Raw genomic sequence first — 21,493 nt, forward strand, 5'->3', positions numbered from 1 at the left:
TCGTCGCCGATTTTGGCCAGGCTGCGACCAATGCCCGGGAAGCCGGTTTCGACTTCATCGAACTGCACGCTGCCCACGGCTACCTGCTGCACCAGTTTCTCACCCCAAGCGCCAACCAGCGCGAAGACCGCTACGGCGGCAGCGTCGAGAACCGCGCGCGCATCGTGCTGGAAGCCGTGGACGCAGCAATCGCCAATTGGAGCGCCGAGCGCGTCGGCATCCGCGTCTTCCCGCTGGGTGGTTTCAATGGCGTCGACAATGGCGAGGACCAGGAGGCTGCCGGCCTGTACCTGATCCGCGAGCTTGCCAAACGCAACCTCGCCTACCTGCACCTGTCCGAGCCTGACTGGGCCGGTGGCAAGCCGCTGCGTGACGGGTTCCGTGAAGCCATCCGCGCCGCCTATCCGGGGGTGATCATTGCTGCCGGCGCCTACACCGCCGCCAAAGGCGAAGACCTGATCGGGCGCGGCCTGATCGATGCCGTGGCATTCGGGCGCAGCTACATTGCCAACCCCGACCTGGTAGCGCGGTTGCGTGAACAGGCGCCGCTGAACGCGCACAGGCCGCAGTTCGATTATGCCAATGGGCCTGAAGGCTATACCGACTACCCGTTCCTGCAGCAGGCGTGAAGCCCCGCAACCCGGATTTCATGCAAAAAAAACGGAGCCCTTGAGGGCTCCGTTTCTCAGTGGTCGATCACGCCTGAGCGTATTCGACACACAGCCGACTTACTCTGGACGCACCTGAGCAGCCTGCATGCCTTTCTGGCCTTTTTCAGCAACGAAAGAAACCTTCTGGCCTTCTTTCAGCGACTTGAAACCGTCCGATTCAATGGCCTTGAAGTGAACGAAGAGGTCGTCGCCACCGCCGTCCGGGGTGATGAAGCCGAAGCCCTTTTCGTCGTTGAACCATTTAACCGAACCGGTTTGTCTGTTGGACATGCTCTGAATCCTCAATGCTGATTGGTGCGTTTTCAGTGAAAGTTGAAGCGGCTGTGTCGTTCGACCAACCTCTGCACGGTACATCTTGGGCGATCCGGAGCAATCTAGCTACTAGCATTTCTGCTAATTCGCATAAAAATATCTGGACACTGAGCGCCACAACTGCGGGGCAGCTATCTGCAACGCCCTCGAATCGTGCGAACGTTGCCGCGCCAGAGCCGTTTGCCGGCCACCCAGTCAGTATTCCCAGGGCACACCCGCTTCCCAACTGGCCACCAGCAGGTCGATGAAACCGCGAACCCGCGGCGACAGGTGGCGCTTGCTCGGGTAGACGATGCGGATCGGATCTGCCGGTGGCCGGTAGACCTGGAGCACTTCTACCAGCGTGCCCGCACGCAAATCGTCGCCGGTGATGTAGGTGGGCAGGTGAATCAGCCCGAAACCTGCGCGGGCGCCGTCCAGCATCGCTTCCGAGCTGTCGATGTTCAGCCGCCCGGGGTCTTCGCACAGGTGCAGCCCCGCTTCGCTGTGAAAGCGCCAGGGCATGGCCTTTTCGCCGGCGAGGAAGGCGATCTTGTCGTGCCCGTAGAGGTCGGCGGGGACCTCGGGTACGCCACGCGCTTGCAGATAGGCCGGCGAGGCACAGGTGACAAACTGCTGCCAGGCTACGGTGCGGGTCAACAGCTGCGAATCTTCTTTTGGCGCACCGATGCGCACGGCAACGTCGACGCCCTCCTCGACCAGGTCGACGAAACGGTCGGTGAAGCGAATATCTGCACGCAGTTCCGGCCATTGCTTGAGGTACTGGTCGAGGATCGGCAACACATGCCGCTGGCCGAGCGACAACGGCGCCGTCAGGCGCAGGGTGCCGGTGGGCTTGCCGCGGCGCTGGGCCATGGCGCTTTCCACCTCGTCCAGGTCATCCAGAATCTGCCGCCAGCGCTCGAAGGCCACCAGCCCCTCATCGGTCAGGCTCAGTTTGCGTGTGGTGCGGTTTAGCAGGCGCACCGCCATGCGTGCTTCCAGGCGGGCAATGCTTTTACCTACCGCCGAGCGCGTCAGCCCCAGGCTGGCGCCGGCGGCAGTGAAACTGCCGGCCTTGGCGGCACTGACAAAGGCCGCGATATCGCCGAAGCGGTTGGGTTCCATGGGTTGATCCTGCCTCGATTAAGACCGCTTTAAATGGGTATGAATTGGCCGATTGCAACCGGTCCTGAAGCAGCGGGTTTACCCGCGAATGGCCGCGAAGCGGCCCCATTGCGACCTCAAACCAACCCCCTGATAACCAGCAAATGCACCGGATAAAACAGGTAACCCCAACGCCCGACAGCAGGCACTGCCCAATCATCATGGCGCAGCAACCCCCAGCCAACCGGGATCGCCAAGGCTGCTGCAGCCAGCGTCAACAAAGTAATAGGCGCCAACAGATGCGCCTGCAGCCAGCTGTTGGTCAGGTTCCCGCCCATGGCCAACAGGCAAGGCAAGCACCAGGCCACGCCGCCCTGCCGGCGTGCCATCAGCCAGGCGCCCGGCAGCAACACCCCCGGCAGGCCATACATCAGCTGCTCGCTGAACAGCCACCCCACCCCCAGCCCGGCGATGCCGAGCACCCGGGCCGAGATCAGTGGGTGATGCACACCCCAGGCTACCAGCAACCCCAACACCAGTGTCGGCATCACGCTGAAGGTCGGCGAGCCACTGTCCAGCCAGCGATACGCCGGTTCCGACAGCACCGCGAACAGCAGCATCAGCCCCAGATAGCGCAGGTTGACGCGGGTATACAGCGCCCCTGCCCTGACGCGCCCGACATTCACCGCGATCGCCAGGCAGAACAGCGGAAATGCCAAACGCCCCAGCACGAACAGGCCATCGGCACTCGGCCACAAAAAGCGCAGGTGGTCGGCGACCATGGTCAGCATCGCCGTCCACTTGACCAGGTCCAGCCCCGCCGAGCGCATGCCTTAGCGCCTGCCCTCGACCGGGCTGACACCCAGGTAGCGGTCAGTCCAGACGGCCAGCGGCAACGGCGGTTGCTGTTCGACGATGCGTCGCCAGATCAGCGCCAGGTCAGCGCCATTGAACATCGTCCCAGGCCCACTGCCTTGCCATACCGAAGGCACATCCACTGTCCAGCGCCCCTGGCTGTCGCGGTGCGCCATGTTGAAACGGAAGGTGTAGTTGCCCGGGATGCCCATGCGCAGGTCGGTGACCACCAGCGCGTCGCCGACCTGGTCGTAGCGCAGCCAGTCATCGGTGAACCAGCGCAGCCGCTGGTGCAGCGGCGCCCCGGCCAGTGCTTCGGCCAGATCAAGGTTGCGCGACAGGCGTTGCATTTCTGGCGGCTGGCGGTCGAGTACGCTGCTGATGCCTTCGTAATAGTGGCCATCCGGGGTCTTGGCCAGCACCCGCCAGACCAGGCTGTTGAAGGCGATGGGCACGGCACGTACCTCGCTGGCGACGACACCCTGTTGCTCCAACGCCGCCTGGAAGCGCTGCTCGGCCGCCATCCGCCCGGCCAGGCCAAAACCCAGGTAGGCAGTGCTGAACACCAGCGCCAGGGTCAGCAGGCGAGTAGCCCTCTGCGTAACGCCCTTGAAAATGGCGTAACCCACCGCTGCCAGCAGCGGCACCGTGTAGACCGGGTCGATGATGAATACCGCAGCCCAGCTCTGCGGGGTTGTCTGCAGTGGCCAGAACAGCTGCGTACCGTACACAGTGAAGGCATCGAGCAGCGGGTGGGTGATGAGCACCAGCCAGAACGCGAGGAACAGCCTGGGCAGGGTGTAGCCCTTGCCGGGCCAGCATTTGCCGACCAGCCACGCCAGCAGCAACGCCAGCCCGGTGAGCACGAACAATGAGTGGGAGAAGCCGCGGTGGTAGGTCATCTGCGACACCGGGTCGGCGTAGCGGATGATCACATCCAGGTCGGGCAGCGTGCCCAGCGCCGCCCCGTAAAGCAGCGAGCGGCGGCCCTGGATGCGGCCCAGCACGGTACCTTGCAGGGCGGCGCCGAGAACGGCTTGGGTGATGGAGTCCAAGGGTGGCATTCCTGAAAAGGTGGTTTGCCGACGCTACCCTCATCCGGCGCTGACACGCAATCGCGATTGTGGGTGCACGGGCTACAGCAACTGCCAGGTGTACACCAGGGTCAGGCGGTTCTCGTCGATGTCACTGCGGTAGTTGGACCGGGCCATGGCGTTGCGCAGCCGAATCCCCAGGCCCTTCAGCACCCCGCTCTGCACCGCATAGCCGATATCCAGGTCGCGCTCGCGGTCACGCCCTTCATAACCCTGCCCGGTATCTACATTGTTACCGGTGATGTAGCGCACCGTCGTGGTCAGCCCCGGCACGCCCATGGCTGCGAAGTTGTAGTCGTAACGCACCTGGTAGGAGCGCTCGTCGGTGTAGGCGAACTCGTAGGTCGGGACTTCGTTGCCCAGCGGCGAGATGTTGGCGAATACCCGTGGGAACGGGCTATCGCCGTAGATACCCTGGTAGCCGACATGCAAGCTGTGCCCGCCATGCCGGGCGGTGAACATCGAGAAGAACGCCTGGTTGTCGATGTTGCCGAGCAGCGCCTCGCCCGCTTCACGCGCAGTGAAATACCCCAGGTTGGCGCTGAGTACCCAATCCCCTACCGGTTTGCTGTGCTTGAGCCCGACAAAGCCTTGCTGGTAGATATCTTCCAGTTCCCCGTACCACAGGCTGATGCTGCTCTGGTTGGCGTTGAACGCATAGTCGCCGCCCACGTAGTTGAACGCATCGCTTTGTGCCTGGCGCATCGGCACATGGCCGAGCATGGCGTTCATCTTGCCGTCGCCCCCTTCGTTGCGCAGGTGGGTGCTTTTCAGGTGACCGGCCTGCACCGTCAGCCCGTCGATTTCCGCCGAACTCACGCTCGCCCCCTGGTAGGTCGGCGGCAGCAGGCGGATGTCGCTGAAGGTCAGTACCGGCAGGTTCGGTTGCAGCTCGCCCACGCGCAGCTCGGTCTTTGACAGCCGTGCCTTGAAGGTAGGCGCCAGGCGGCTGTATTCGTCGGCAGCGCGACCATCGCCATGCACCGGTAGCAGGCCGGTGTTGACGCGGTCCGGGCTGCTGTCGAGCTTGATCCCCAGCAGGCCCAGGGCATCCACGCCGAAGCCGAGCGTGCCTGGGGTGTAGCCGCTCTTGAAATCGAGGATGAAACCCTGGGCCCACTCCTCGGCCCTGGACTGCTGGTTGGCCCCGACAATGTCGGAGAAGTCGCGGCTGAAGTAGTAGTTACGGGCACTGAGGCTGGCCTTCGAATCTTCGAAGAAACCGCCTTCGGCGGCCAGCAACGGTTGGCTGAGCAAAGTCAGGCCCAAGGCGACGCAGGGGGTGTGGTTCATTCCGAAGCTCTCTTGATCTTGTTTTTATGGATAAAGCGTTGGAACAGCAGCGGTTCATGGGTTACGGCGCAGCACCTCCCGTGCCTGTGGCCGGCGCAACCGCAGCAGCGCGTGGGCCAGCAGGCCGAACACCAAGCCCCAGAACGCCGCCGACAGGCCCAGGAAGGCCACCCCCGAAGCGGTGACCAGGAATGTGAACAGCCCGGCATCGCGCTCGGCCGGCTCGGCCAGGCTGCGGGCCAGGGCTTCGCTGATCGCGCCGTACAGGGCCAACCCGGCCAGGGCGGCGATCAGCGCGGCGGGAAAGGCTGCAAACAGCGACATCAGCGTGGCCCCGGCAATGCCCAGCAGCAGGTACAGTGCACTGCCGGCCACTGCCGCCACATAGCGGCGGCGCGGGTTCGCATGGGCTTCGTGGCCGGTGCACAGGCTGGCGGTAACTGCCGCCAGGTTCAGCCCGTGGCAACCAAAGGGCGCAAGCACCGCACCGGCCAAGGCACTGGCGCTGATCAGCGGGCTGGCAGGCGTTGCGTATCCGGCGTTGCGCAGCACCGCCATGCCCGGCATGAACTGCCCGGTCAGTGCCACCAGCACCATCGGCAGCGCCAGGCTGAACAGCGCCGCCAGGCTGAACTGCGGGGTGATCAGTTGCGGCGAAGCCAGCTCCAGCACCAGTGCTTCACTGCGCAACGCACCGCTGGCCACGGTCACCAGCGTGCCGACGCACAGCACCGCTGCCACTGCATAGCGCGGCTGCAGCCGGCGCATCAGCACGTAGGTGACGAACATCGCCATTACCAGCAGCGGCTGTAGCGGCAAGGCGCGGAATACCTCGCTACCGAAGCTGAACAGGATGCCCGCCTGCATGCCGGCGGCGATGGAGCCTGGCAGGCGCGCAATGATGCGGTCGAAGGCGCCGCTGATGCCGATCAGCAGCAGCACCAGGTTGGCCACCAGGTAGGCACCCACTGCCTGTTCCAGGCCGAGCTGCGGCAAGGCGGTTACCAGCAGCGCAGAGCCGGGGATCGACCAGGCGATGACCACCGGCACCCGGTAACGCAGGCTGAGCAGCGCGCCAAGCACGGCGCTGCCCATGGACACCGCCCACACCCAGGACGACAGCTGCTGGTGAGACAGGCCGGCGGCCTCCGCGGCGTGGAAGATGATCACCAGCGGGCCGGCATAAGAGATCATCGTGGCGATGCAGCCAGCGACGATGGCGGACAGCGAGCTGTCCTTGATCAGGGTTTTCATGGCACCTCGCGCAGTTCGATTCAGGCCTGGGCCGCAATGGCCTGGGCATGCCGCCGGCCGCTGGCCAGGTGCACAGCCATGGCCAGTGCGGCAATGGCACCAGGGATGGCGAAGGCGATGAAATTGAGCTGCAGCGGCAGGTTGATTCCCATCAGTGCACCGCCCAGCAGCGGCCCGACGATGGCGCCGTTGCGGCCGATACCGGAAGCCCAGCCAAGACCGGTGGAGCGCACCGACAGGCCGTACATTTGCGCGGCGCCGGCATACAGCAGGATCTGCGTACCGATGGTGGTGGCACCGGCAATGAAGATCAGCAGGTAAAGCAGCGGCGTTGGGCTGTTTACCCCCAGCAGGCTGATCGATAGCGCAGCGGCGATGAAGAACGCCATCTTGACCTTGACCAGGTTGTAGCGGTCGCCCAGCCAGCCGCCAAGAATTGCCCCGGCCATGCCGCCGAAGTTCAGCGCCAGCAGGAACGAAAGGCTTGAGCCCAGGCTGTAGCCGGCGTTGGCCATCAGCTTGGGCAGCCAGGAACTCAGCGCGTAGACCATCAGCAGGCAGCAGAAGAACGCCAGCCACAAGGCCAGGGTGCGGATGGCCAGGCCGTCGCGGAACAGGTCGAGCACTGACGCCCCGCTGCTTTTGCGGTCCACCGCCTGCAGCACGTCATCGGCCTGCACGTCGCACGTCGGGTCCAGTCGTTTGAGCAGCTTGCGCGCTTCTTCGGTGCGGCCTTGGCGCACCAGAAAGCCAATCGATTCCGGCAAGTAGTAAAGGATTACCGGCAACAGCAGCAGCGGCACGGCGGCGGCGAAGAACATCGACTCCCAGCCGAACCGCGGCAACATGAAGATGCCCACGCCTGCCGAAAGCATGCCGCCCAGCGAGTAGCCACTGAACATGATCGCTACCAGCGTGCTGCGCAGGCGCTTGGGCGCGTATTCGTTCATCAGGGCCACGGCGTTAGGCATCAGCCCCCCGCAACCCCGGCCGGCGATGAAGCGGTAGATGCCAAACTCGCTGGGGCTGCTGGCGAAGCCGTTGAGAATGGTCGCCCCGGAAAACAGGGCGAAACAGATGGCGATGCCCTTCTTGCGCCCGATACGGTCGGCCAGGCTGCCGAACGCCAGCGCGCCGAACATCATGCCGAACAGCGCGTAGCTGCCCAGCGCACCGGCCTGCAACGGGGTCAGGCCCCACTCTTTCATGATTACCGGCAGTACCACGCCGTAGATGAACAGGTCATAGCCGTCGAAGATCAGCAGCAGGCCGCACCAGGCCATGACCATCCAGTGAAACGGGGTAAAGCGCGCGTTATCGATGATCGGATGTACGTCGAGGGTTCGCATGGCATCTATCGCTCTTGTTTTTGTTGTGGTGAAAAGCTGTTGCCGTGGGGGGGCTGCTCAGCCGAGGTCGCCGCCCCCTACCGGCAAGGTCACGCCGGTGATGTAGGACGCCTCGTCCGAGGCCAGGAACAGAATCGCCCCGACCTGTTCATCGATGCTGCCGTAGCGGTGCATCAGGCTGCTGTCGAGGGTCTGGTCGACGATCTGTTGGTACCAGTGTTTTTCCTGCTCGCTCTGCTCGGCGCTGTTGCGCGGCACCCGCCGCGGTGGCGCCTCGGTGCCGCCGGGTGCGGTGGCGTTGACGCGGATGCCACGGCCGGCGGTTTCGAACGCCAGGCACGCGGTCAGCGCGTTGACGCCGCCCTTGGCCGCGCCATACGGGACACGGTTGACGCCGCGGGTAGCGATGGACGAGACGTTGACGATGGCGCCGGCACCGCGTTCAAGCATGTACGGCAGCGCGGCGTGGCAGCACCACAGGGTGGGGAACAGCGAGCGGCGTACTTCGGCTTCGATCTGCTCGACCTGGTAGTGCTCGAAGGGCTTGGCCCAGATGGTGCCGCCGACGTTGTTGACCAGGATATCGAGGCGGCCGAAGGCCTCTACCGCACTGGCCATGACCCGGGCGCAGTCACTGTGCTGTTCCAGGTCGGCGGTGAGGGTCAGCATGCCCTCGCCGGCCAGTTCGTGAACCAGTTCGGAGCGGTCCACCGCCACCACCTGCGCGCCTTCGGCCTTGAGCCGCCAGCACACACCCCGGCCGATGCCTTGCGCGGCGCCGGTAACCAGGGCGACCTTGCCTTGGAATCTGTTGTTCATACTCAAATCTCCGCCTGCCCGCGATCCCTGTGGGAGCGGGTTTACCCGCGAATGCGTCCGACCAGGCAATGTCGTTGTACCGGCCGGCCTCTTCGCGGGTGAACCCGCTCCCACAAGGGGCGGTGCTATGTTCGGGTGAAGGAATCAGGCCGCTGCGGCGAACTTCTCGTAGTAGAAGTTGGCCGGGGTAATGCCTTGCTCGCGCACGTACTGGCTGACCGCCTCGACCATCGGCGGCGGCCCGCACAGGTACAGGTCGACGTCGCCATCATTGAGGTGGCGTGGCTCGATGTGCTGGGTCACGTAGCCCTTCTGCGGGTACTGGCTGTCCGGGCTGGCCACGCAAGCGCTGAAGGTGAAGTTGGGGATGCGCGCGGCAAAGGCCTGCAAGCGGTCGAGCTCGACCAGGTCGAAGTCGTTGGTCACGCCATAGATCAGGTGCAGCGGGTGATCGCTGCCCTGCTCGGCGATCTTCTCCAGCATGGCGGTGAACGGTGCCAGGCCGGTGCCGCCAGCCAGCAGCAACAGCGGGCGCTGGATTGGCCGCAGGTAGAAGCTGCCCAGTGGCCCGGCCAGGCTCATGCTGTCGCCAGCCTTGGCCAGGCTGGTCAGGAAACTGCTCATCAGCCCGCCCGGCACGTTGCGGATCAGGAAGCTGACTTCGCCGTCCTTCTGCAGCGAGCTGAACGAATAGGCGCGGCTCTGCTCGCTGCCCGGGACCTTGAGGTTGACGTACTGCCCGGGCAGGAAAGCCAGGCGGCTCAGCGCCTCGCCCTTGATCGACAGGGCAATGGTGCTGGCCGACAACTGGCGCACGTCGCTGATGGCCGCCTCGAAGCTGGCCTGTTCGGTCTTGCACAGTTGCGATGAAGCCGGAATGCGGATGACACAGTCGCTTTCGGCGCGCATCTGGCAGGTCAGTACATAGCCTTCAGCGATTTCGTCTTCGTTCAGGGCGTCTTCGATGAAATTGTCGCCCAGGTCGTAGCGCCCGGCCTCGGCCTTGCACTTGCAGGTACCGCAGGCGCCGTCGCGGCAGTCCAGCGGAATGTTGATGCCTTGGCGGTAGGCAGCGTCGGCCACGGTCTCATGGCCGCTGGCCTCGATGAAACGGGTAACACCGTCTTCGAAATTGAGTGCGATCTGGAAACTCATGTTGCACCTCGCGGGCGAGCCTGACCACGGCGCGTCGGCTGACACACCGGGCAGTGCTCGCAAAACACTGGATCAGATGTGGTAGATGTCGATGACCTGACGCACGTAGTCGTTCTTCAGCACCACCTTCTTGGCCAAGATCTGCGGCTGCTCGCCGCGCAGGTCGAGGGTGTAGAAGCTGCTGCCGAAGTAACTGTCGGTGGTCTTGTAGCGGAAGCTCAGGGTGTGCCAGTTGAAGCGCACCTGGCAGCTGCCCTCGCCCTGCTCGACGATCTCGATGTTGCTGATGTTGTGCGAGGTGCGGGTGTCGGGCACGGTCGCACTGGAGCGCTCGGTCTTGATGCGGAACACGCGGTCTTCCAGGCCGCCACGGTTGCCGTACCAGATCAGCGAGATCTCGCTTTGCGGATCTTCGGTGAGGGTGTCGTCATCGTCCCAGCTGGGCATCCAGAACGTCGCGTCGCTGGCGTACAGCTCCAGCCACTGGTCCCACTGGGCATCGTCCAGGTAGCGCGCTTCGCGGTAGAGGAAGTCGCGCACGGTCTCGTACAGGCTCATTGCACGGCCTCCACGGGGATCAGTTGCTGCTCATCCTTGAGCGCCTGGATCATGGTGTCCTGCCAGTACTTGTGTTGCAGCACGAACAGGCCTTCGTCCTCGGTGCGCACGCCAGACAGCAACGGCTGCAGTTCGATCTCCCTGGCCGCTTCGTCGGCGCCTTCAACCCAGTGCGCTGCGCCACGGGACATGTCGTTCCAGCCGGTACCGCCGCCATAGCCGGTCTGGCACGAACGGAACTCTTCCAGGTCGTCCGGGGTGGCCATGCCGCTGACGTTGAAGAAGTCTTCGTACTGGCGGATGCGCTTGGCGCGGGCATCGGCGCTCTCGCCTTTGGGGGCGATGCAGTAGATGGTGATTTCGGTCTTGTTCACCGAAATCGGCCGGGCGACGCGGATTTGCGAGCTGAACTGGTCCATCAGGTACACGTTCGGGTACAGGCACAGGTTGCGCGAGTTCTCGATCATCCAGTCGGCACGCGCCTGGCCGAAGTCAGCGGCCAGCTGCTCGCGACGCTCGTAGGCCGGGCGGTCTTCGGGGTTGGCCCAGCGGGTCCACAGCAGCAGGTGGCCGTGGTCGAAGGAATAGAAACCACCGCCCTGCTTGGCCCAGGCGCCGGCGCTCATGGTCTTGATCTCGTCACCGGCCTCGCGCTGCTTGCGCTGGTTCTGAGTGGCGGCGTAGTTCCAGTGCACGGAGCTGACATGGTAGCCGTCGGCGCCGTTCTCGGCGGTGAGTTTCCAGTTGCCCTCGTAAACGTACGAGCTGGCACCGCGCAGCACCTCCAGGCCTTCAGGCGACTGGTCGACGATCATGTCGATGATCTTGGCCGACTCACCCAGGTGTTCGACCAGGGGTTTCACATCGGCATTCAGGCTGCCGAACAGGAAGCCACGGTAAGACTCGAAGCGCGCGACCTTGGTCAGGTCGTGCGAGCCGTCGCAGTTGAAGCTGTCGGGGTAGCCGGCGTTGCTCGGGTCTTTGACCTTTAGCAATTTGCCGCTGTTGTTGAAGGTCCAGCCGTGGAACGGGCAGGTGTAGCTGGAGCGGTTGCCGCGCTTGTGCCGGCACAGCATGGCGCCGCGGTGGCTGCAGGCGTTGAGGAAGGCATTGAGCTCACCGTCCTTGTTGCGCGCGATGAAAATCGGCTGGCGCCCCATGGTCAGGGTGAGGAAATCGTTTTTCTCGGGGATCTGGCTTTCGTGGGCCAGGTAGATCCAGTTGCCCTCGAAGATGTGTTTCATCTCCAGGTCGAACAGGCGTGGGTCGGTGAACATCTCGCGCTTGCAGCGGTAGATGCCCTTTTCACGGTCGTCCTCGAGCATGGCATTGAGGTAGTCGAATCCCAGGAACATGGCCAGGGTCTCCATTGTTATTGTTCAGACCTGGTCAGGTTAGGGAGACCGCTGGCGGGGGACTATCCGGATTGTGCAGAGTGCTATCCAGCTTTACCGGGATCTCGCACTTTTGGAACCAGCCGTTTGGGGTCATGGAGCCAGCTTGCAACAACATCGTTCACAAGAGTGTTCACGCTTCCTGCCGCTTGCATTATTTCGTTAAGTGGTGCGACTACCGCTAACGCCTCCATCAAGTGACTGTTGGACGATATCGGAGTCGCAGCCGCATTGACAGGATCGCCAGCGGCTCTCTGCAAATTTTCTCCGATGTTGCTTGATAGCTTCACTGCGGTGCCTTGCACTAATAATTTTTGAGCATCTGACCAATGCGATGAATTCATGATGGGTTGTATTTGATCCCCGTAACCACGCCCGAGATTGTTGATAGTTTCTACGACTTGATTACTCACAGTATAGCCGGCGACTCCGGCATGTTTTCGAATACTTGACAGTTGCACTGGTTTCTGAGGTCTTGGCGCTTCAGGCGTTTCCCAAATTTTCCGAAGCGCAGGGGCTTTTGAAATCTTAGAAAACTTACGGTGCCCACTAGGATCAGCATAATTAACCGGATCCCCACCACAGTAGGCATAACAGTTTATTCCTCCAAGCCCCATCGGGCTCAAGCTGTCAGGACTGTGAAACCTCATCAAGACCGGATTGAACGCGCGGTATCCATTCCCTAGTAAGTAGCACCCTGTAGTAGGCTCAATTCTCTCTCCGCCGAAGCCCAGCATGGATGCAAATTGCTCACCGCCGTCATGCCCATAAACCGTGTACTGCCGTGAACCAGAGGAATTTCGCGACGTTGACATGGACCCACCTTCTCATCGAAATAAATCAAATGGTGGGACGTACATGAAATGTAAGCAACTGGTGGAAATGTCAGGTGACCACGCTAACGCGCCTCATCTGTGGCGTTTGAACGTCTGCGAAGGCAGCTCGCCGAACTGCTGGCGGTACACTTCAGAAAACCGTCCCAGATGCAGGAATCCATAATCCAGGGCAAGTTCCGTCACACTGCGCACACCACAAGTCGGGTCGTTCAGGCACGCATGCACCCGCTCAAGCTTGCGCTGGCGCACGTAATGCTTGGGTGTAGTACCCAGGTGCTGGTCAAACAAGGTATACAACGAGCGCAAACTCATGCAGGCCTGCTCTGCCAGCACGTCAGCCGATAGCTCCAGTTTCAGGTTGCGGTCGATGTAGTCAAGAATGCGCTCAAGCCCCGCCTGCGGTGCGCTCAGGCTTTCGCGACGGATATTGGTGCTCATCAGGGTCAGCAGCTTGCTGGCCACGATCTGGCTGTAATGGCCCTGCACCCTGGGCAGCGAATCCGTCACCTCCGCCTCCTGGCACACCATTGCCAGCAAATTGACGAACCCGTCCAGCTCGTCCAACCGGTAATGGTTGCGCAGGAAGCGCACGCCGCCGTCGGGGCGATACCAGCGCTGTTCGTCGCAGATCGAATCCAGCAACCGGGTGGGCACCTTGAGGATAAACTTCTCGCAGTCTTCCGAGTAGGTCAGGTCAACCGGGTCGTCGGGGTTGATCAGCAGCAGTTCCCCCGGCACCAGGTGATGCTCGCGCTTGTGCCCGCGCCACAGGCAATTGCCGTTCAGCAGTACCTGCAGGTGGTAGATGGTCTCCAGGGCTGGCGAGGTGACCCGCACGCTACCGCCGTAGCTGATGCGGCACAGGTCGAGTTCGGCGAACGTGCGGTGGCTGAGGCTGGCCTGGGGGTGGGTGGTGCGCGACAGACCGATGCAATGCTGGCCTACATGCTGGTTGACGTAATCGGACACAGCATAAGGGTCGGCGTGGTGGAACACGCTACTGCGCTCGCTCAGCAGGCGGCTTTCCATAGGCAAGGCACTCGGCATCGTTATTGTTCTGTTCGCCGCTGCCTACCGCCTTGTGGGCGGTGGCCGCGGTCGTTCACGGTTATTGTATAGCGCCGGCTGCGGGTCACGGGGGGCAGGTGACAACCGGTGGATGGGGACACTTAAGCAAAAAGGCGGGGGATGGGCAATGCGGCGATCGGATTGGATGGGCGGATAGCGGACAGGTCAGTTTTGATTTTCGTTCGGTAATCGAACACATTCTGCAGGTCTGGCCCTATCGCCGGCAAGCCAGCTCCCATAGGCCTCTCGATCCTGTGGGAGCTGGCTTGCCGGCGATAGGGCCGATGAAGGCTTGCAGATTCCTGGGTCAATGGACCGCTACATCCTGCCGCCCAGCCCAACCCTGGCTGCGCGCCCGATACTGGCGCGGGGCAATGGCAAACAATTCACGGAAGCGCCGGTAGAAATGCGGGAAGCTGAATCGTTGGCCGGCTGGTTGATCAGTTCTTGCGGGGTGCCGATCTGCACCACGCGGCCGCCCTCCATGATCGCGATGCGATGGCCGATGCGGATGGCTTCCTCGATGTCGTGGGAAATGAAGATGATGGTGCGCTGCTGCTCGGCCTGCAGGCGCATCAGTTCGCCCTGCATTTCACTGCGGATCAGCGGGTCGAGTGCCGAGAACGCTTCGTCCATCAGCAGGATGGTCGGGTCGTTGGCGAGCGCCCGGGCCAGGCCCACCCGCTGCTGCATGCCGCCGGACAGCTGGTGCGGGTAGCTGTGCTCGTGGCCAGCCAGGCCAACCTGGCTCAGCGCTTCGCGGGCACGGCTTTGCCGTTCGGCTTCAGGCACGCCGGCAATCTCCAGGCCGAAGGCGGTGTTTTCCAGCACGCTCATGTGCGGCATCAGGGCAAAGGACTGGAACACCATGCCCATTTCCTCGCGGCGCACGTCGAGCAGGGCTTTGTCGGAGAGCCCGGTAATTTCCTTGCCGTTGAGGTGAATGCTGCCGGAGGTGGGTTCGATCAGGCGGTTGAACAGCCGCACCATGGTCGACTTGCCCGACCCGGAAAGGCCCATGATGACGAAAATCTCGCCGCGTTTGACCGAAAAACTTGCATCGAACACGCCGACGACGTGGCCGGTCTTGCTGAAAATTTCGTTCTTGTCGGCGCCCTTGCGGAGCATCTCCATGGCCATGTTCGGATTAGGCCCGAACACTTTGAAGATGTTTTTTACCGAAAGAATCTCATCGGCATGGCTCATACGACCCTCTTTATTATGCTTATTAACCAATCTTTCAACATCGCACTTTCAATAAGGCGGGTAGAGATCAGTGCGAGTACGCTTGGCAGTCCGTTCAAATTCGAACGTGAGTCAAAACCGGCACGCAGAATGACCTGCTTCAAAATTATTCGACATCGATGTCACCAATGTCGCGCCGTGGCTTTAACGTTAAGCCCTGAACCAGAGCGGGTCCAACGACATTTGATTTACGCTAACCATTACCTGAAGTTATCAATCGGCGTGAAAGGCCCTGCGCAGAGCCTGCCGCCGCACCCTTGAATGCGGTAGCAGCCTTGTGCTGCGTAGATGCCGGCTCATACACTGGCGCCGTGGTGCCTGTACGGGCCTTTTCGCAGCACCAGGCTGCTCCTACGAAGAACCTCCCACTACCGACATGGTCAGACACTCCGAGCCCGATCAGACGCTGATCAAGATGCCCTCGCTGCGCGCGGTCAAAGTCTTCGTCGCTGCCGCCAAGTACCAGAACTTCACCCGCGCGGCCGAAGCGCTGTGCGTCACCCAGGCGGCGGTCAGCCGGCAGATCCGAGAGCTGGAGACCTACCTGGGCGCCGAGTTATTCACCCGCGTCGGGCGCGCGGTGGAGCTGACGGTGGCCGGCTCGATCTTTTTCGATGCGGTGCAGTTGTCGTTCGTCAACATTTCCCAGGCGGCCGAGCGCATCCGCAGCAATACCAACACCAAGCACGTGGTCACCTTGTGCTGTTCCCCGGCGTTCGCGGCCTTGTGGATGGGCCCCCGCATGTCCAGGTTCTTCGACGAGAACCCGGACATCGACATCAACCTGGTCACCACGCAGAACTTTCTGTCGATGGAGCCTGGCGTGCGCCCGGACATCTACATCACCAAGCTGGGCAAAGTGCAGGCGGGCTATCGCTCGCACCCGCTCAACCATGACGTGATCTACCCGGTGTGCACGCCGCAGTATCTGGCGCAGCACCCGGAAGTGCGCACCTTGCAGGGGTTGCGCGATGGCACTTTGCTTAACCTCAGCCCCTATGGGCGCTCGCAGGTGGCCGAGCATGTGGACTGGAACGTATGGCTGGCCTTCCATGACGTCGACCTGAAAAGCCGCGCCAACACGGCGCCGCACTTTTTCAATGCCAACGACTACAACCTGCTGGTACAGCTGGCCCTGGGCAACCAGGGCGTGGCGCTGGGCTGGCACCACCTGGTGGCGCCGCTGGTTGCCCAAGGGCTGCTGGTGAGGCCTGGTACTCAAGGACACCTTCCATTTCCTGGCCTTCAATGAGGACAAGGAACATGAGTCCAGCTGCCGGCGGTTGCGTGACTGGTTGCTGGATGAGTTTCGGCCGTTGCTTGAATCTTTGCGCAGCCTTTGAACCCATAACCCCAGAAACAACTTGTTATCAAACCCTCCCCGCCATTCGGCTGCTTTCCCACATCAACCCGAGCGCATCTGCTAAAAAAGCCTCCATGTCCACCCTCTTCCTCATCCACCTGCGCCGCCGCTGGCTTACCTGGCTGTGCGCCAGCCTGCTGGTCATCGGCCTGCCCACCAGTTGCGCGGTCCTGCAGTGCAAGGAACGCGAACTGGTGTTTCGCATCGAACCCGGCCAGGCCAGCTGGTTCCGCGGCCTGCCCAACGATGTGCAGGAACTCGACCTGCGCCCGCGCAGTTTCACTGACAACCAGAGCCTGCACGCCTGGTGGTGGCCGGCCAAACGCGCCAATGCCCCGGCTATCCTCTACCTGCACGGCGTGCGCTGGAACCTTACCGGCCAGTTGTTCCGTATCGAGCAGCTGCATGCCATGGGCTATTCGGTGCTGGCTGTGGATTACCGCGGCTTTGGCCAGAGCCGTGGCGGCCTGCCATCCGAAGCAACCGTCTACGAGGATGCACGCATCGCCTGGGAACGCTTCGCCCAGCTCCAGCCGGATGCCGGCAAGCGCCTGATCTTCGGCCATTCGCTGGGCGGCGCAGTGGCGGTGGAACTGGCCAGTGAGCTGGCGCGTGAGGCGCAAGAAAACGGTGCCAAGGCACCTGCACGCGGCCTGATCCTTGAATCCACTTTCACCTCATTGGGCGACGCCGCCGCTGCGGTCGCCAATACTTCACTCCCGGTACGCTGGTTGATGTCGCAAAAGTTCGACTCGCTGGACAAGATCAAGGATGTCGGCCTGCCGGTTTTGCTGGTACATGGGCTGGATGACCGCTTCGTGCCGCCGCGTTTCAGCCAGCAGCTGTTCGATGCCGCCCACCAGCCAAAAACGCTGTTGCTGGTGCCGGGGGCTACGCACAACAACAGCATGAGCCTGGCCGGTCAGCGCTACCGGCGTGCCATCCAGGCATTGCTCTGAAGTCACTGCACCGGCAAAAAGTTCATCAACAGCAGGCTTTGCGCGTAATTCAACCCGATCCGCCGATAGCGCTCATCCAGCAACTCGGCCAGCAAATCCAGCCGCGCGACGATTTTGCCGAACTCCACCGCAAAACTCAGGTTGCTGCCCTCCTCCGAAATCTCGTTGGAGAACAGCAACAGCACGCCATTGGCATCCTGCCGCTGGCTGAGCATCCACGTCGCCTTCTCGATATTGCGCGCCGCGTTGTTGATGAACAGCGGGTCAATGGTATCGGTCATGTAGAACTCGGTACGCCCACCGTGCGCGGTAATCAGCATGCTGCCGATGGCGTAGATGAAAGCACCGACGCGGTCACCGCGAAACTCCGGGCTCAGGGCGTAGCTCAAGGCCGCCAGGTCGCGGCGATTGCCCAATTGCGGCAAGGGTTGCCGCTGTTCGATGGCGATGCGGATCTGCCGCTCTGCGGTGGCGGCGTCGACGTAGCCAGACATCTTCCACTGGTTGGGGTTGCGCAGGTACAGCTTGTTCATCAGCAGGTACAGGCTTTGCAGGTTGTCGCGCATCGACAGCGTGGCCAGGCGGTCGACGCTGGTCTGGAACAGCTCGCTGGGCTTGCCGTTGCCGAACTGGCTGACGATGTCACGGCCTTGCTCGTGGGTGCAGGCGCCCAGGCATGTGAGGGCGCCTGCCAGCAGCAGGCGCGGGAGGACGTTCAGGTAGCTTGCAACCATCGGCACCGGGTCGATATTCGGCGGCTGTACTGGGGATCAGAGCAGCCTGGCCAAGCATAGAGCCCGGAAATCGGAAAAAGTGCAGTGGTTGGGGATATTGGCAACCTGTGCTGGCCTGTTCAGACACACATTCCTTACATGGCGTGACGCAACAGCCCCACCACCTGCGCATGCAGCACCGGGTCGCCACAGGCCACCACACACCCGCCATTCTGCGCACTGCTGCCATCCCAGGCAGTGATCACCCCACCCGCCGCTTCGATGATCGGGATCAATGCCTGCACGTCATACGGCTGCAGGCTGGCCTCGACGATCACGTCCACAAAGCCCGACGCCAACATGCAGTAGGCATAGCAATCGCCGCCATAGCGCATCAGCCGTGCCTTGCCGGCCACGGCCTCGAACGCGGCCTTGCGCTCGGCGCTGTCGAACATGTCTGGCGTGGTGCACATCAACGTGGCCGTGGCCAGGTCGGCACAGGCCCGGGTCTTCAGCGGTGTGCCGCTGCGCCATGCGCCCTCCGGCGTGCCGACAAAGCGCTCGCCGGTGAACGGCTGGTTCATCACCCCGATCACCGGGCGCTCGCCATCGTTCAGGGCGATCAACGTGCCCCACAGTGGCAGGCCGGTAATGAAGGCGCGAGTGCCGTCGATGGGGTCGAGTACCCAGGTCAGCGGGCTGCTTCCAACTGCCACGCCAGCCTCTTCGCCGAGGATGCCATGCTCGGGGTAACGGGCCTGGATCAACGCACGCATGGCGTCTTCGGCCGCCTTGTCGGCCACGGTCACCGGGTCATACAGGCGCCCGCCCTTGTCCTCGACATCCAGGCTGGCGCGGAAATATGGCTGAATCGCCACAGCGGCAGCATCGGCCAGCTGCTCGGCAAAGGCACGGAATTCGCCGATCTGTTCAGCACTCAGGGACATGGGGCAGGCCTCGTGGCAATGATGGGGCCCGCATCATACCCGACAACCCGCACTGCGCCAGTCACTACACGGCAAGAGCCACTATAATGCCAATACCGCTGCGCCGATGCTGGACAAGCATATCGATGCGCTGCAACCCTGACCCGCAACCAGTGCCGCGCCGGTGCGGTGTCGGCGCTCGACCAGCCAGGCGCAGACCAGCGTCGACAGGACCCGGGCTGCGGTGGCCCGCTACAAGCGCCAAGTCGCCCAGCACCTCAACCAGCTGACGCTGCTGGTGGGCGCAACCGTTGCCGACAATCTGGCGGCCCTGCCCCTGGCCGACGAGCAGATTGCCGGGTTGCCCGGCGGGCTACCTTCCGATCTGCAGCGAAGCCGGCCAGACATTCTTCCGGCGGAATACCAGCTGCGGGCGGCCAACGCCAACATCGGCGTGGCGCGGGCGGCGTTTTCCCTAGCATCAGCCTGACCGCCAACGCCGGTAGTACCAGCCTCGAGCTAAATGGCTTGTTCGATGCGGGCTCAGGCACGTGGTTGTTCCAGTCGCAGATCAGCCTGCCGTTCTTTACTGGTGGCAGGGGCGCTCCCTGTGGGAGATACCAGTGCGTAGTGAAAAAAAGCGTGAGCGGTTTTACCGGGCGCGCAGGGTCTAGACTGAACAGGATCAGGTAACCGGGGGGCTGCCACACGTGGAGGTGTGAGATGAGCCAGTTCAAGCGTCTGTTTGTCATGCTCGGCCCGCAGATGCGCCACACGCCAGCGCTGCAACGCGCGGCGGCGCTGGCGGAATCTTGCGGTGCGTTGCTGGATATCAACGTAGTCGTCGACGATGTCGACACCTTTGGCTTGATGAGTGACGGCCACGAACGTCAACGGCTGCTGGGCGATAACCGCCAGTGGCTGGCGGACCAGGCCGAGCAGCTGGGCAATGCCGGCCTGGACGTGTCCACCGAACTGCTGCTGACCCGCGACCCACTGGGCAGCGTGCTGCAACGGATAGAACTGCTGGGGTGCGACCTGCTGGTCAAGGATGTGCAACACGAACCGGTGCTCAAGCGTCTGCTGGTAACACCGCTGGACTGGCAGCTGCTCAAGGACAGCCCGGTCGCCGTGCACCTGGTCAGTGACATCCGCCTGCCCCTGCCCCGGCAGATCGCCGCCGCTGTGGACTTGAACAGCCTTGGCGCTGGCGAACACCTGGATGAGCAGGTGATCCACTGCGCCCATGCCCTGGCCCTGCAATGCAACGGGGAGCTGCACCTGGTGCATGTGTGCGATGCGGCCAGGACGCACATCGCCGACTTCGGTGCCGGTACGGTGACCATGCCCGGCTTCGAGGGCAGCGTGCGGACGGCGCAGCGGGCAGCGTTCAACCGGTTGGGCGACCATCACCAGATCCCGCTGGAACGCCGGCATTTTCTGGAAGGGGCTGCGATCAGGGCGATTGCACATTTTGTTGGCCACAGCCGGGTGGATGTGATCGTGATGGGCAGCCATCGGCATGACGCCATGCATACCTTCCTGGGCGGGACCACGGCGCATGTGCTGGAGCATCCGCTGTGCAATGTGCTGGCGATAAAGGGGGGTCGGTAAGGGAGTGGGGTTACAGGCTGCCGATTCTGGGGTCTTTGGCGAGTTGCATCAGGGCTGACAGGCGCTGAAAATGCTGTGGCAAGCACCTGTCAGCCCTGATGCAATCCCCGCGAAAACGCCCCGCCCCCGCGACCAATAAAGCCCAAATCCCGCCGATTGGTATCTGGCACACCAGTGCCACTTAAAAAGAATGCATTTGATAATGATTCGTAGTAGTTTCCCGGCACTATTCCACCCTTCCCCTAGCGCCCTACTTCAGGATCGTACCGTCGATGCGTCGAACGTTCGTTTCGCTTTGCGTGCTGCACGCTGTCTCCCCGCTGGCCTTTGCCGAGCCTGAGCCGCTCAGCGACCCCGCCCGCATAGAACTCCAGGCCCTGAGCATCACCGGCAGCGCCGACAGCGAGCGCGCCGACGGCCCGGTCGATGGCTACATGGCGACCCGCTCGGCCAGCGCCACCCGCACCGACACCGCCCTGCACGAAACGCCGCAGTCGGTCAGCGTGGTGCCCAAGGATGTACTGACCGACACCGGCGCGACACGGTTGCAAGATGGCCTGGACTACGCCGGCGGTGTCGGCCGCGCCAACAACTTCGGCGGCCAGGGCCTGACCACCTTCACCGTGCGCGGCTTCACCACAGGCGAGTTCTACCGCAACGGCTTCCCGATCAACCGCGGCTACCCCAACGCACCGGACGCCAACACCGTCGAGCGCCTGGAAGTGATCCGCGGCCCGGCCACCAGCCTGTACGGCCGTGGCGACCCCGGTGGTACGTTCAACGTGGTAAGCAAGCAACCGCTGCCCGAGTCGAAGGTGACCCTGGGCAGTCAGTTCGATGATCAGGGCATGCACCGGGCCACCCTGGACGCTACCGGGCCGCTGAACCAGGACGGTTCGCTGGCCTACCGCCTGAACCTGCTGGGCGAA

At 62.8% G+C, this 21,493-nt stretch carries 19 protein-coding genes and 3 pseudogenes; 6 read left to right on the forward strand and 16 right to left on the reverse strand.

Features of this window, described 5'->3' with window-relative positions; genetic code table 11:
• A pseudogene (locus HP547_RS12550) lies at positions 1 to 629 on the forward strand (alkene reductase); the annotation flags it as partial.
• Positions 630 to 728: 99 nt separating this feature from the next.
• Here HP547_RS12550 and HP547_RS12555 read toward each other — a convergent pair.
• The 14 genes from HP547_RS12555 to HP547_RS12620 form a co-directional block, all read right to left on the reverse strand.
• Positions 729 to 941: a cold-shock protein gene (locus tag HP547_RS12555; RefSeq protein WP_172227461.1), complete on the reverse strand. Its 213-nt coding sequence runs from the start codon at positions 939 to 941 to the stop codon at positions 729 to 731.
• A 237-nt stretch (positions 942 to 1,178) separates the two neighbouring features.
• Complete coding sequence (locus tag HP547_RS12560) at positions 1,179 to 2,090, reverse strand: LysR family transcriptional regulator (protein ID WP_172227459.1); 912 nt, start codon at positions 2,088 to 2,090, stop codon at positions 1,179 to 1,181.
• A 116-nt stretch (positions 2,091 to 2,206) separates the two neighbouring features.
• A complete protein-coding gene (locus tag HP547_RS12565; protein ID WP_172286435.1) occupies positions 2,207 to 2,899 on the reverse strand; it encodes a TraX family protein in 693 nt (230 codons plus the stop codon).
• A 3-nt stretch (positions 2,900 to 2,902) separates the two neighbouring features.
• Positions 2,903 to 3,979 (reverse strand): metal-dependent hydrolase, encoded by a 1,077-nt coding sequence (locus tag HP547_RS12570; RefSeq protein WP_172227455.1) that lies wholly within the window; start codon positions 3,977 to 3,979, stop codon positions 2,903 to 2,905.
• Positions 3,980 to 4,060: 81 nt separating this feature from the next.
• Complete coding sequence (locus tag HP547_RS12575) at positions 4,061 to 5,311, reverse strand: OprD family porin (protein ID WP_172286436.1); 1,251 nt, start codon at positions 5,309 to 5,311, stop codon at positions 4,061 to 4,063.
• A 54-nt stretch (positions 5,312 to 5,365) separates the two neighbouring features.
• On the reverse strand, positions 5,366 to 6,565 hold the full coding sequence (locus HP547_RS12580; RefSeq protein ID WP_172229742.1) for a benzoate/H(+) symporter BenE family transporter: 1,200 nt from the start codon (positions 6,563 to 6,565) through the stop codon (positions 5,366 to 5,368).
• A gap of 20 nt (positions 6,566 to 6,585) precedes the next feature.
• Complete coding sequence (locus HP547_RS12585) at positions 6,586 to 7,914, reverse strand: aromatic acid/H+ symport family MFS transporter (protein ID WP_172286437.1); 1,329 nt, start codon at positions 7,912 to 7,914, stop codon at positions 6,586 to 6,588.
• 57 nt (positions 7,915 to 7,971) lie between these two features.
• On the reverse strand, positions 7,972 to 8,733 hold the full coding sequence (locus HP547_RS12590; protein WP_172229738.1) for a 1,6-dihydroxycyclohexa-2,4-diene-1-carboxylate dehydrogenase: 762 nt from the start codon (positions 8,731 to 8,733) through the stop codon (positions 7,972 to 7,974).
• A gap of 144 nt (positions 8,734 to 8,877) precedes the next feature.
• Entirely contained in the window at positions 8,878 to 9,888 is a 1,011-nt protein-coding gene (gene benC, locus HP547_RS12595; protein ID WP_172286438.1) for a benzoate 1,2-dioxygenase electron transfer component BenC, read from the reverse strand.
• Positions 9,889 to 9,960: 72 nt separating this feature from the next.
• Positions 9,961 to 10,446, reverse strand: coding sequence for a benzoate 1,2-dioxygenase small subunit (gene benB, locus HP547_RS12600; protein WP_172229734.1), 486 nt, complete (start codon positions 10,444 to 10,446; stop codon positions 9,961 to 9,963).
• On the reverse strand, positions 10,443 to 11,801 hold the full coding sequence (gene benA, locus HP547_RS12605; RefSeq protein WP_172286439.1) for a benzoate 1,2-dioxygenase large subunit: 1,359 nt from the start codon (positions 11,799 to 11,801) through the stop codon (positions 10,443 to 10,445). Before benA ends, benB begins: the two co-directional genes overlap by 4 nt.
• Before the next feature lie 83 nt (positions 11,802 to 11,884).
• Entirely contained in the window at positions 11,885 to 12,655 is a 771-nt protein-coding gene (locus tag HP547_RS29955) for an RHS repeat-associated core domain-containing protein (RefSeq protein WP_172286440.1), read from the reverse strand.
• A 93-nt stretch (positions 12,656 to 12,748) separates the two neighbouring features.
• Positions 12,749 to 13,705, reverse strand: a complete 957-nt coding sequence (benR, locus tag HP547_RS12615; RefSeq protein WP_172231575.1) for a benABC operon transcriptional activator BenR — start codon at positions 13,703 to 13,705, stop codon at positions 12,749 to 12,751.
• 357 nt (positions 13,706 to 14,062) lie between these two features.
• Positions 14,063 to 14,950: a glycine betaine/L-proline ABC transporter ATP-binding protein gene (locus HP547_RS12620; protein ID WP_256676325.1), complete on the reverse strand. Its 888-nt coding sequence runs from the start codon at positions 14,948 to 14,950 to the stop codon at positions 14,063 to 14,065.
• 415 nt (positions 14,951 to 15,365) lie between these two features.
• Here HP547_RS12620 and HP547_RS12625 point away from each other — a divergent pair.
• Both HP547_RS12625 and HP547_RS12630 read left to right on the forward strand, forming a co-directional pair.
• Positions 15,366 to 16,332, forward strand: a pseudogene (locus HP547_RS12625) (LysR family transcriptional regulator).
• 94 nt (positions 16,333 to 16,426) lie between these two features.
• Positions 16,427 to 17,311: an alpha/beta hydrolase gene (locus HP547_RS12630; protein ID WP_172286441.1), complete on the forward strand. Its 885-nt coding sequence runs from the start codon at positions 16,427 to 16,429 to the stop codon at positions 17,309 to 17,311.
• Between the two features lie 2 nt (positions 17,312 to 17,313).
• Here the strand turns inward: HP547_RS12630 and HP547_RS12635 are convergent, their stop codons facing one another.
• Together HP547_RS12635 and hisN are read right to left on the reverse strand one after the other, a co-directional pair.
• On the reverse strand, positions 17,314 to 18,045 hold the full coding sequence (locus tag HP547_RS12635) for a hypothetical protein (RefSeq protein WP_172233025.1): 732 nt from the start codon (positions 18,043 to 18,045) through the stop codon (positions 17,314 to 17,316).
• Positions 18,046 to 18,179: 134 nt separating this feature from the next.
• Positions 18,180 to 18,971 carry a histidinol-phosphatase gene (gene hisN, locus HP547_RS12640; protein WP_172286442.1) on the reverse strand — a complete coding sequence of 264 codons (792 nt, stop codon included), beginning with the start codon at positions 18,969 to 18,971 and terminating at the stop codon, positions 18,180 to 18,182.
• Between the two features lie 159 nt (positions 18,972 to 19,130).
• Between hisN and HP547_RS29665 the strand changes: the two are divergent.
• From HP547_RS29665 to HP547_RS12655, 3 genes and pseudogenes are all read left to right on the forward strand, one after another.
• Positions 19,131 to 19,547 (forward strand): annotated as a pseudogene (locus HP547_RS29665) (TolC family protein); the annotation flags it as partial.
• 126 nt (positions 19,548 to 19,673) lie between these two features.
• A complete protein-coding gene (locus HP547_RS12650; protein ID WP_172286444.1) occupies positions 19,674 to 20,564 on the forward strand; it encodes a universal stress protein in 891 nt (296 codons plus the stop codon).
• 272 nt (positions 20,565 to 20,836) lie between these two features.
• A partial coding sequence (locus HP547_RS12655; RefSeq protein ID WP_172286445.1) for a TonB-dependent siderophore receptor occupies positions 20,837 to 21,493 on the forward strand: 657 nt, incomplete at its 3' end.

It is taken from the genome of Pseudomonas sp. CM27 (assembly GCF_013179515.1).
In the GTDB taxonomy this organism is placed as follows: Bacteria; Pseudomonadota; Gammaproteobacteria; order Pseudomonadales; family Pseudomonadaceae; genus Aquipseudomonas.

What these genes read in the sequence shown, in the direction of transcription:
- HP547_RS12560 (WP_172227459.1), bottom strand. Translation starts at nt 2,090, where the DNA reads ATGGAACCCAACCGCTTCGGCGATATCGCGGCCTTTGTCAGTGCCGCC.
- benB (WP_172229734.1), bottom strand. Translation starts at nt 10,446, where the DNA reads ATGAGCCTGTACGAGACCGTGCGCGACTTCCTCTACCGCGAAGCGCGC.
- HP547_RS12650 (WP_172286444.1), top strand. Translation starts at nt 19,674, where the DNA reads ATGAGCCAGTTCAAGCGTCTGTTTGTCATGCTCGGCCCGCAGATGCGC.
- benR (WP_172231575.1), bottom strand. Translation starts at nt 13,705, where the DNA reads ATGGAAAGCCGCCTGCTGAGCGAGCGCAGTAGCGTGTTCCACCACGCC.
- benA (WP_172286439.1), bottom strand. Translation starts at nt 11,801, where the DNA reads ATGTTCCTGGGATTCGACTACCTCAATGCCATGCTCGAGGACGACCGT.
- HP547_RS29955 (WP_172286440.1), bottom strand. Translation starts at nt 12,655, where the DNA reads ATGTCAACGTCGCGAAATTCCTCTGGTTCACGGCAGTACACGGTTTAT.
- HP547_RS12585 (WP_172286437.1), bottom strand. Translation starts at nt 7,914, where the DNA reads ATGCGAACCCTCGACGTACATCCGATCATCGATAACGCGCGCTTTACC.
- HP547_RS12630 (WP_172286441.1), top strand. Translation starts at nt 16,427, where the DNA reads ATGTCCACCCTCTTCCTCATCCACCTGCGCCGCCGCTGGCTTACCTGG.
- HP547_RS12575 (WP_172286436.1), bottom strand. Translation starts at nt 5,311, where the DNA reads ATGAACCACACCCCCTGCGTCGCCTTGGGCCTGACTTTGCTCAGCCAA.
- HP547_RS12555 (WP_172227461.1), bottom strand. Translation starts at nt 941, where the DNA reads ATGTCCAACAGACAAACCGGTTCGGTTAAATGGTTCAACGACGAAAAG.
- HP547_RS12620 (WP_256676325.1), bottom strand. Translation starts at nt 14,950, where the DNA reads ATGAGCCATGCCGATGAGATTCTTTCGGTAAAAAACATCTTCAAAGTG.
- benC (WP_172286438.1), bottom strand. Translation starts at nt 9,888, where the DNA reads ATGAGTTTCCAGATCGCACTCAATTTCGAAGACGGTGTTACCCGTTTC.
- HP547_RS12635 (WP_172233025.1), bottom strand. Translation starts at nt 18,045, where the DNA reads ATGGTTGCAAGCTACCTGAACGTCCTCCCGCGCCTGCTGCTGGCAGGC.
- HP547_RS12580 (WP_172229742.1), bottom strand. Translation starts at nt 6,565, where the DNA reads ATGAAAACCCTGATCAAGGACAGCTCGCTGTCCGCCATCGTCGCTGGC.
- HP547_RS12590 (WP_172229738.1), bottom strand. Translation starts at nt 8,733, where the DNA reads ATGAACAACAGATTCCAAGGCAAGGTCGCCCTGGTTACCGGCGCCGCG.
- hisN (WP_172286442.1), bottom strand. Translation starts at nt 18,971, where the DNA reads ATGTCCCTGAGTGCTGAACAGATCGGCGAATTCCGTGCCTTTGCCGAG.
- HP547_RS12565 (WP_172286435.1), bottom strand. Translation starts at nt 2,899, where the DNA reads ATGCGCTCGGCGGGGCTGGACCTGGTCAAGTGGACGGCGATGCTGACC.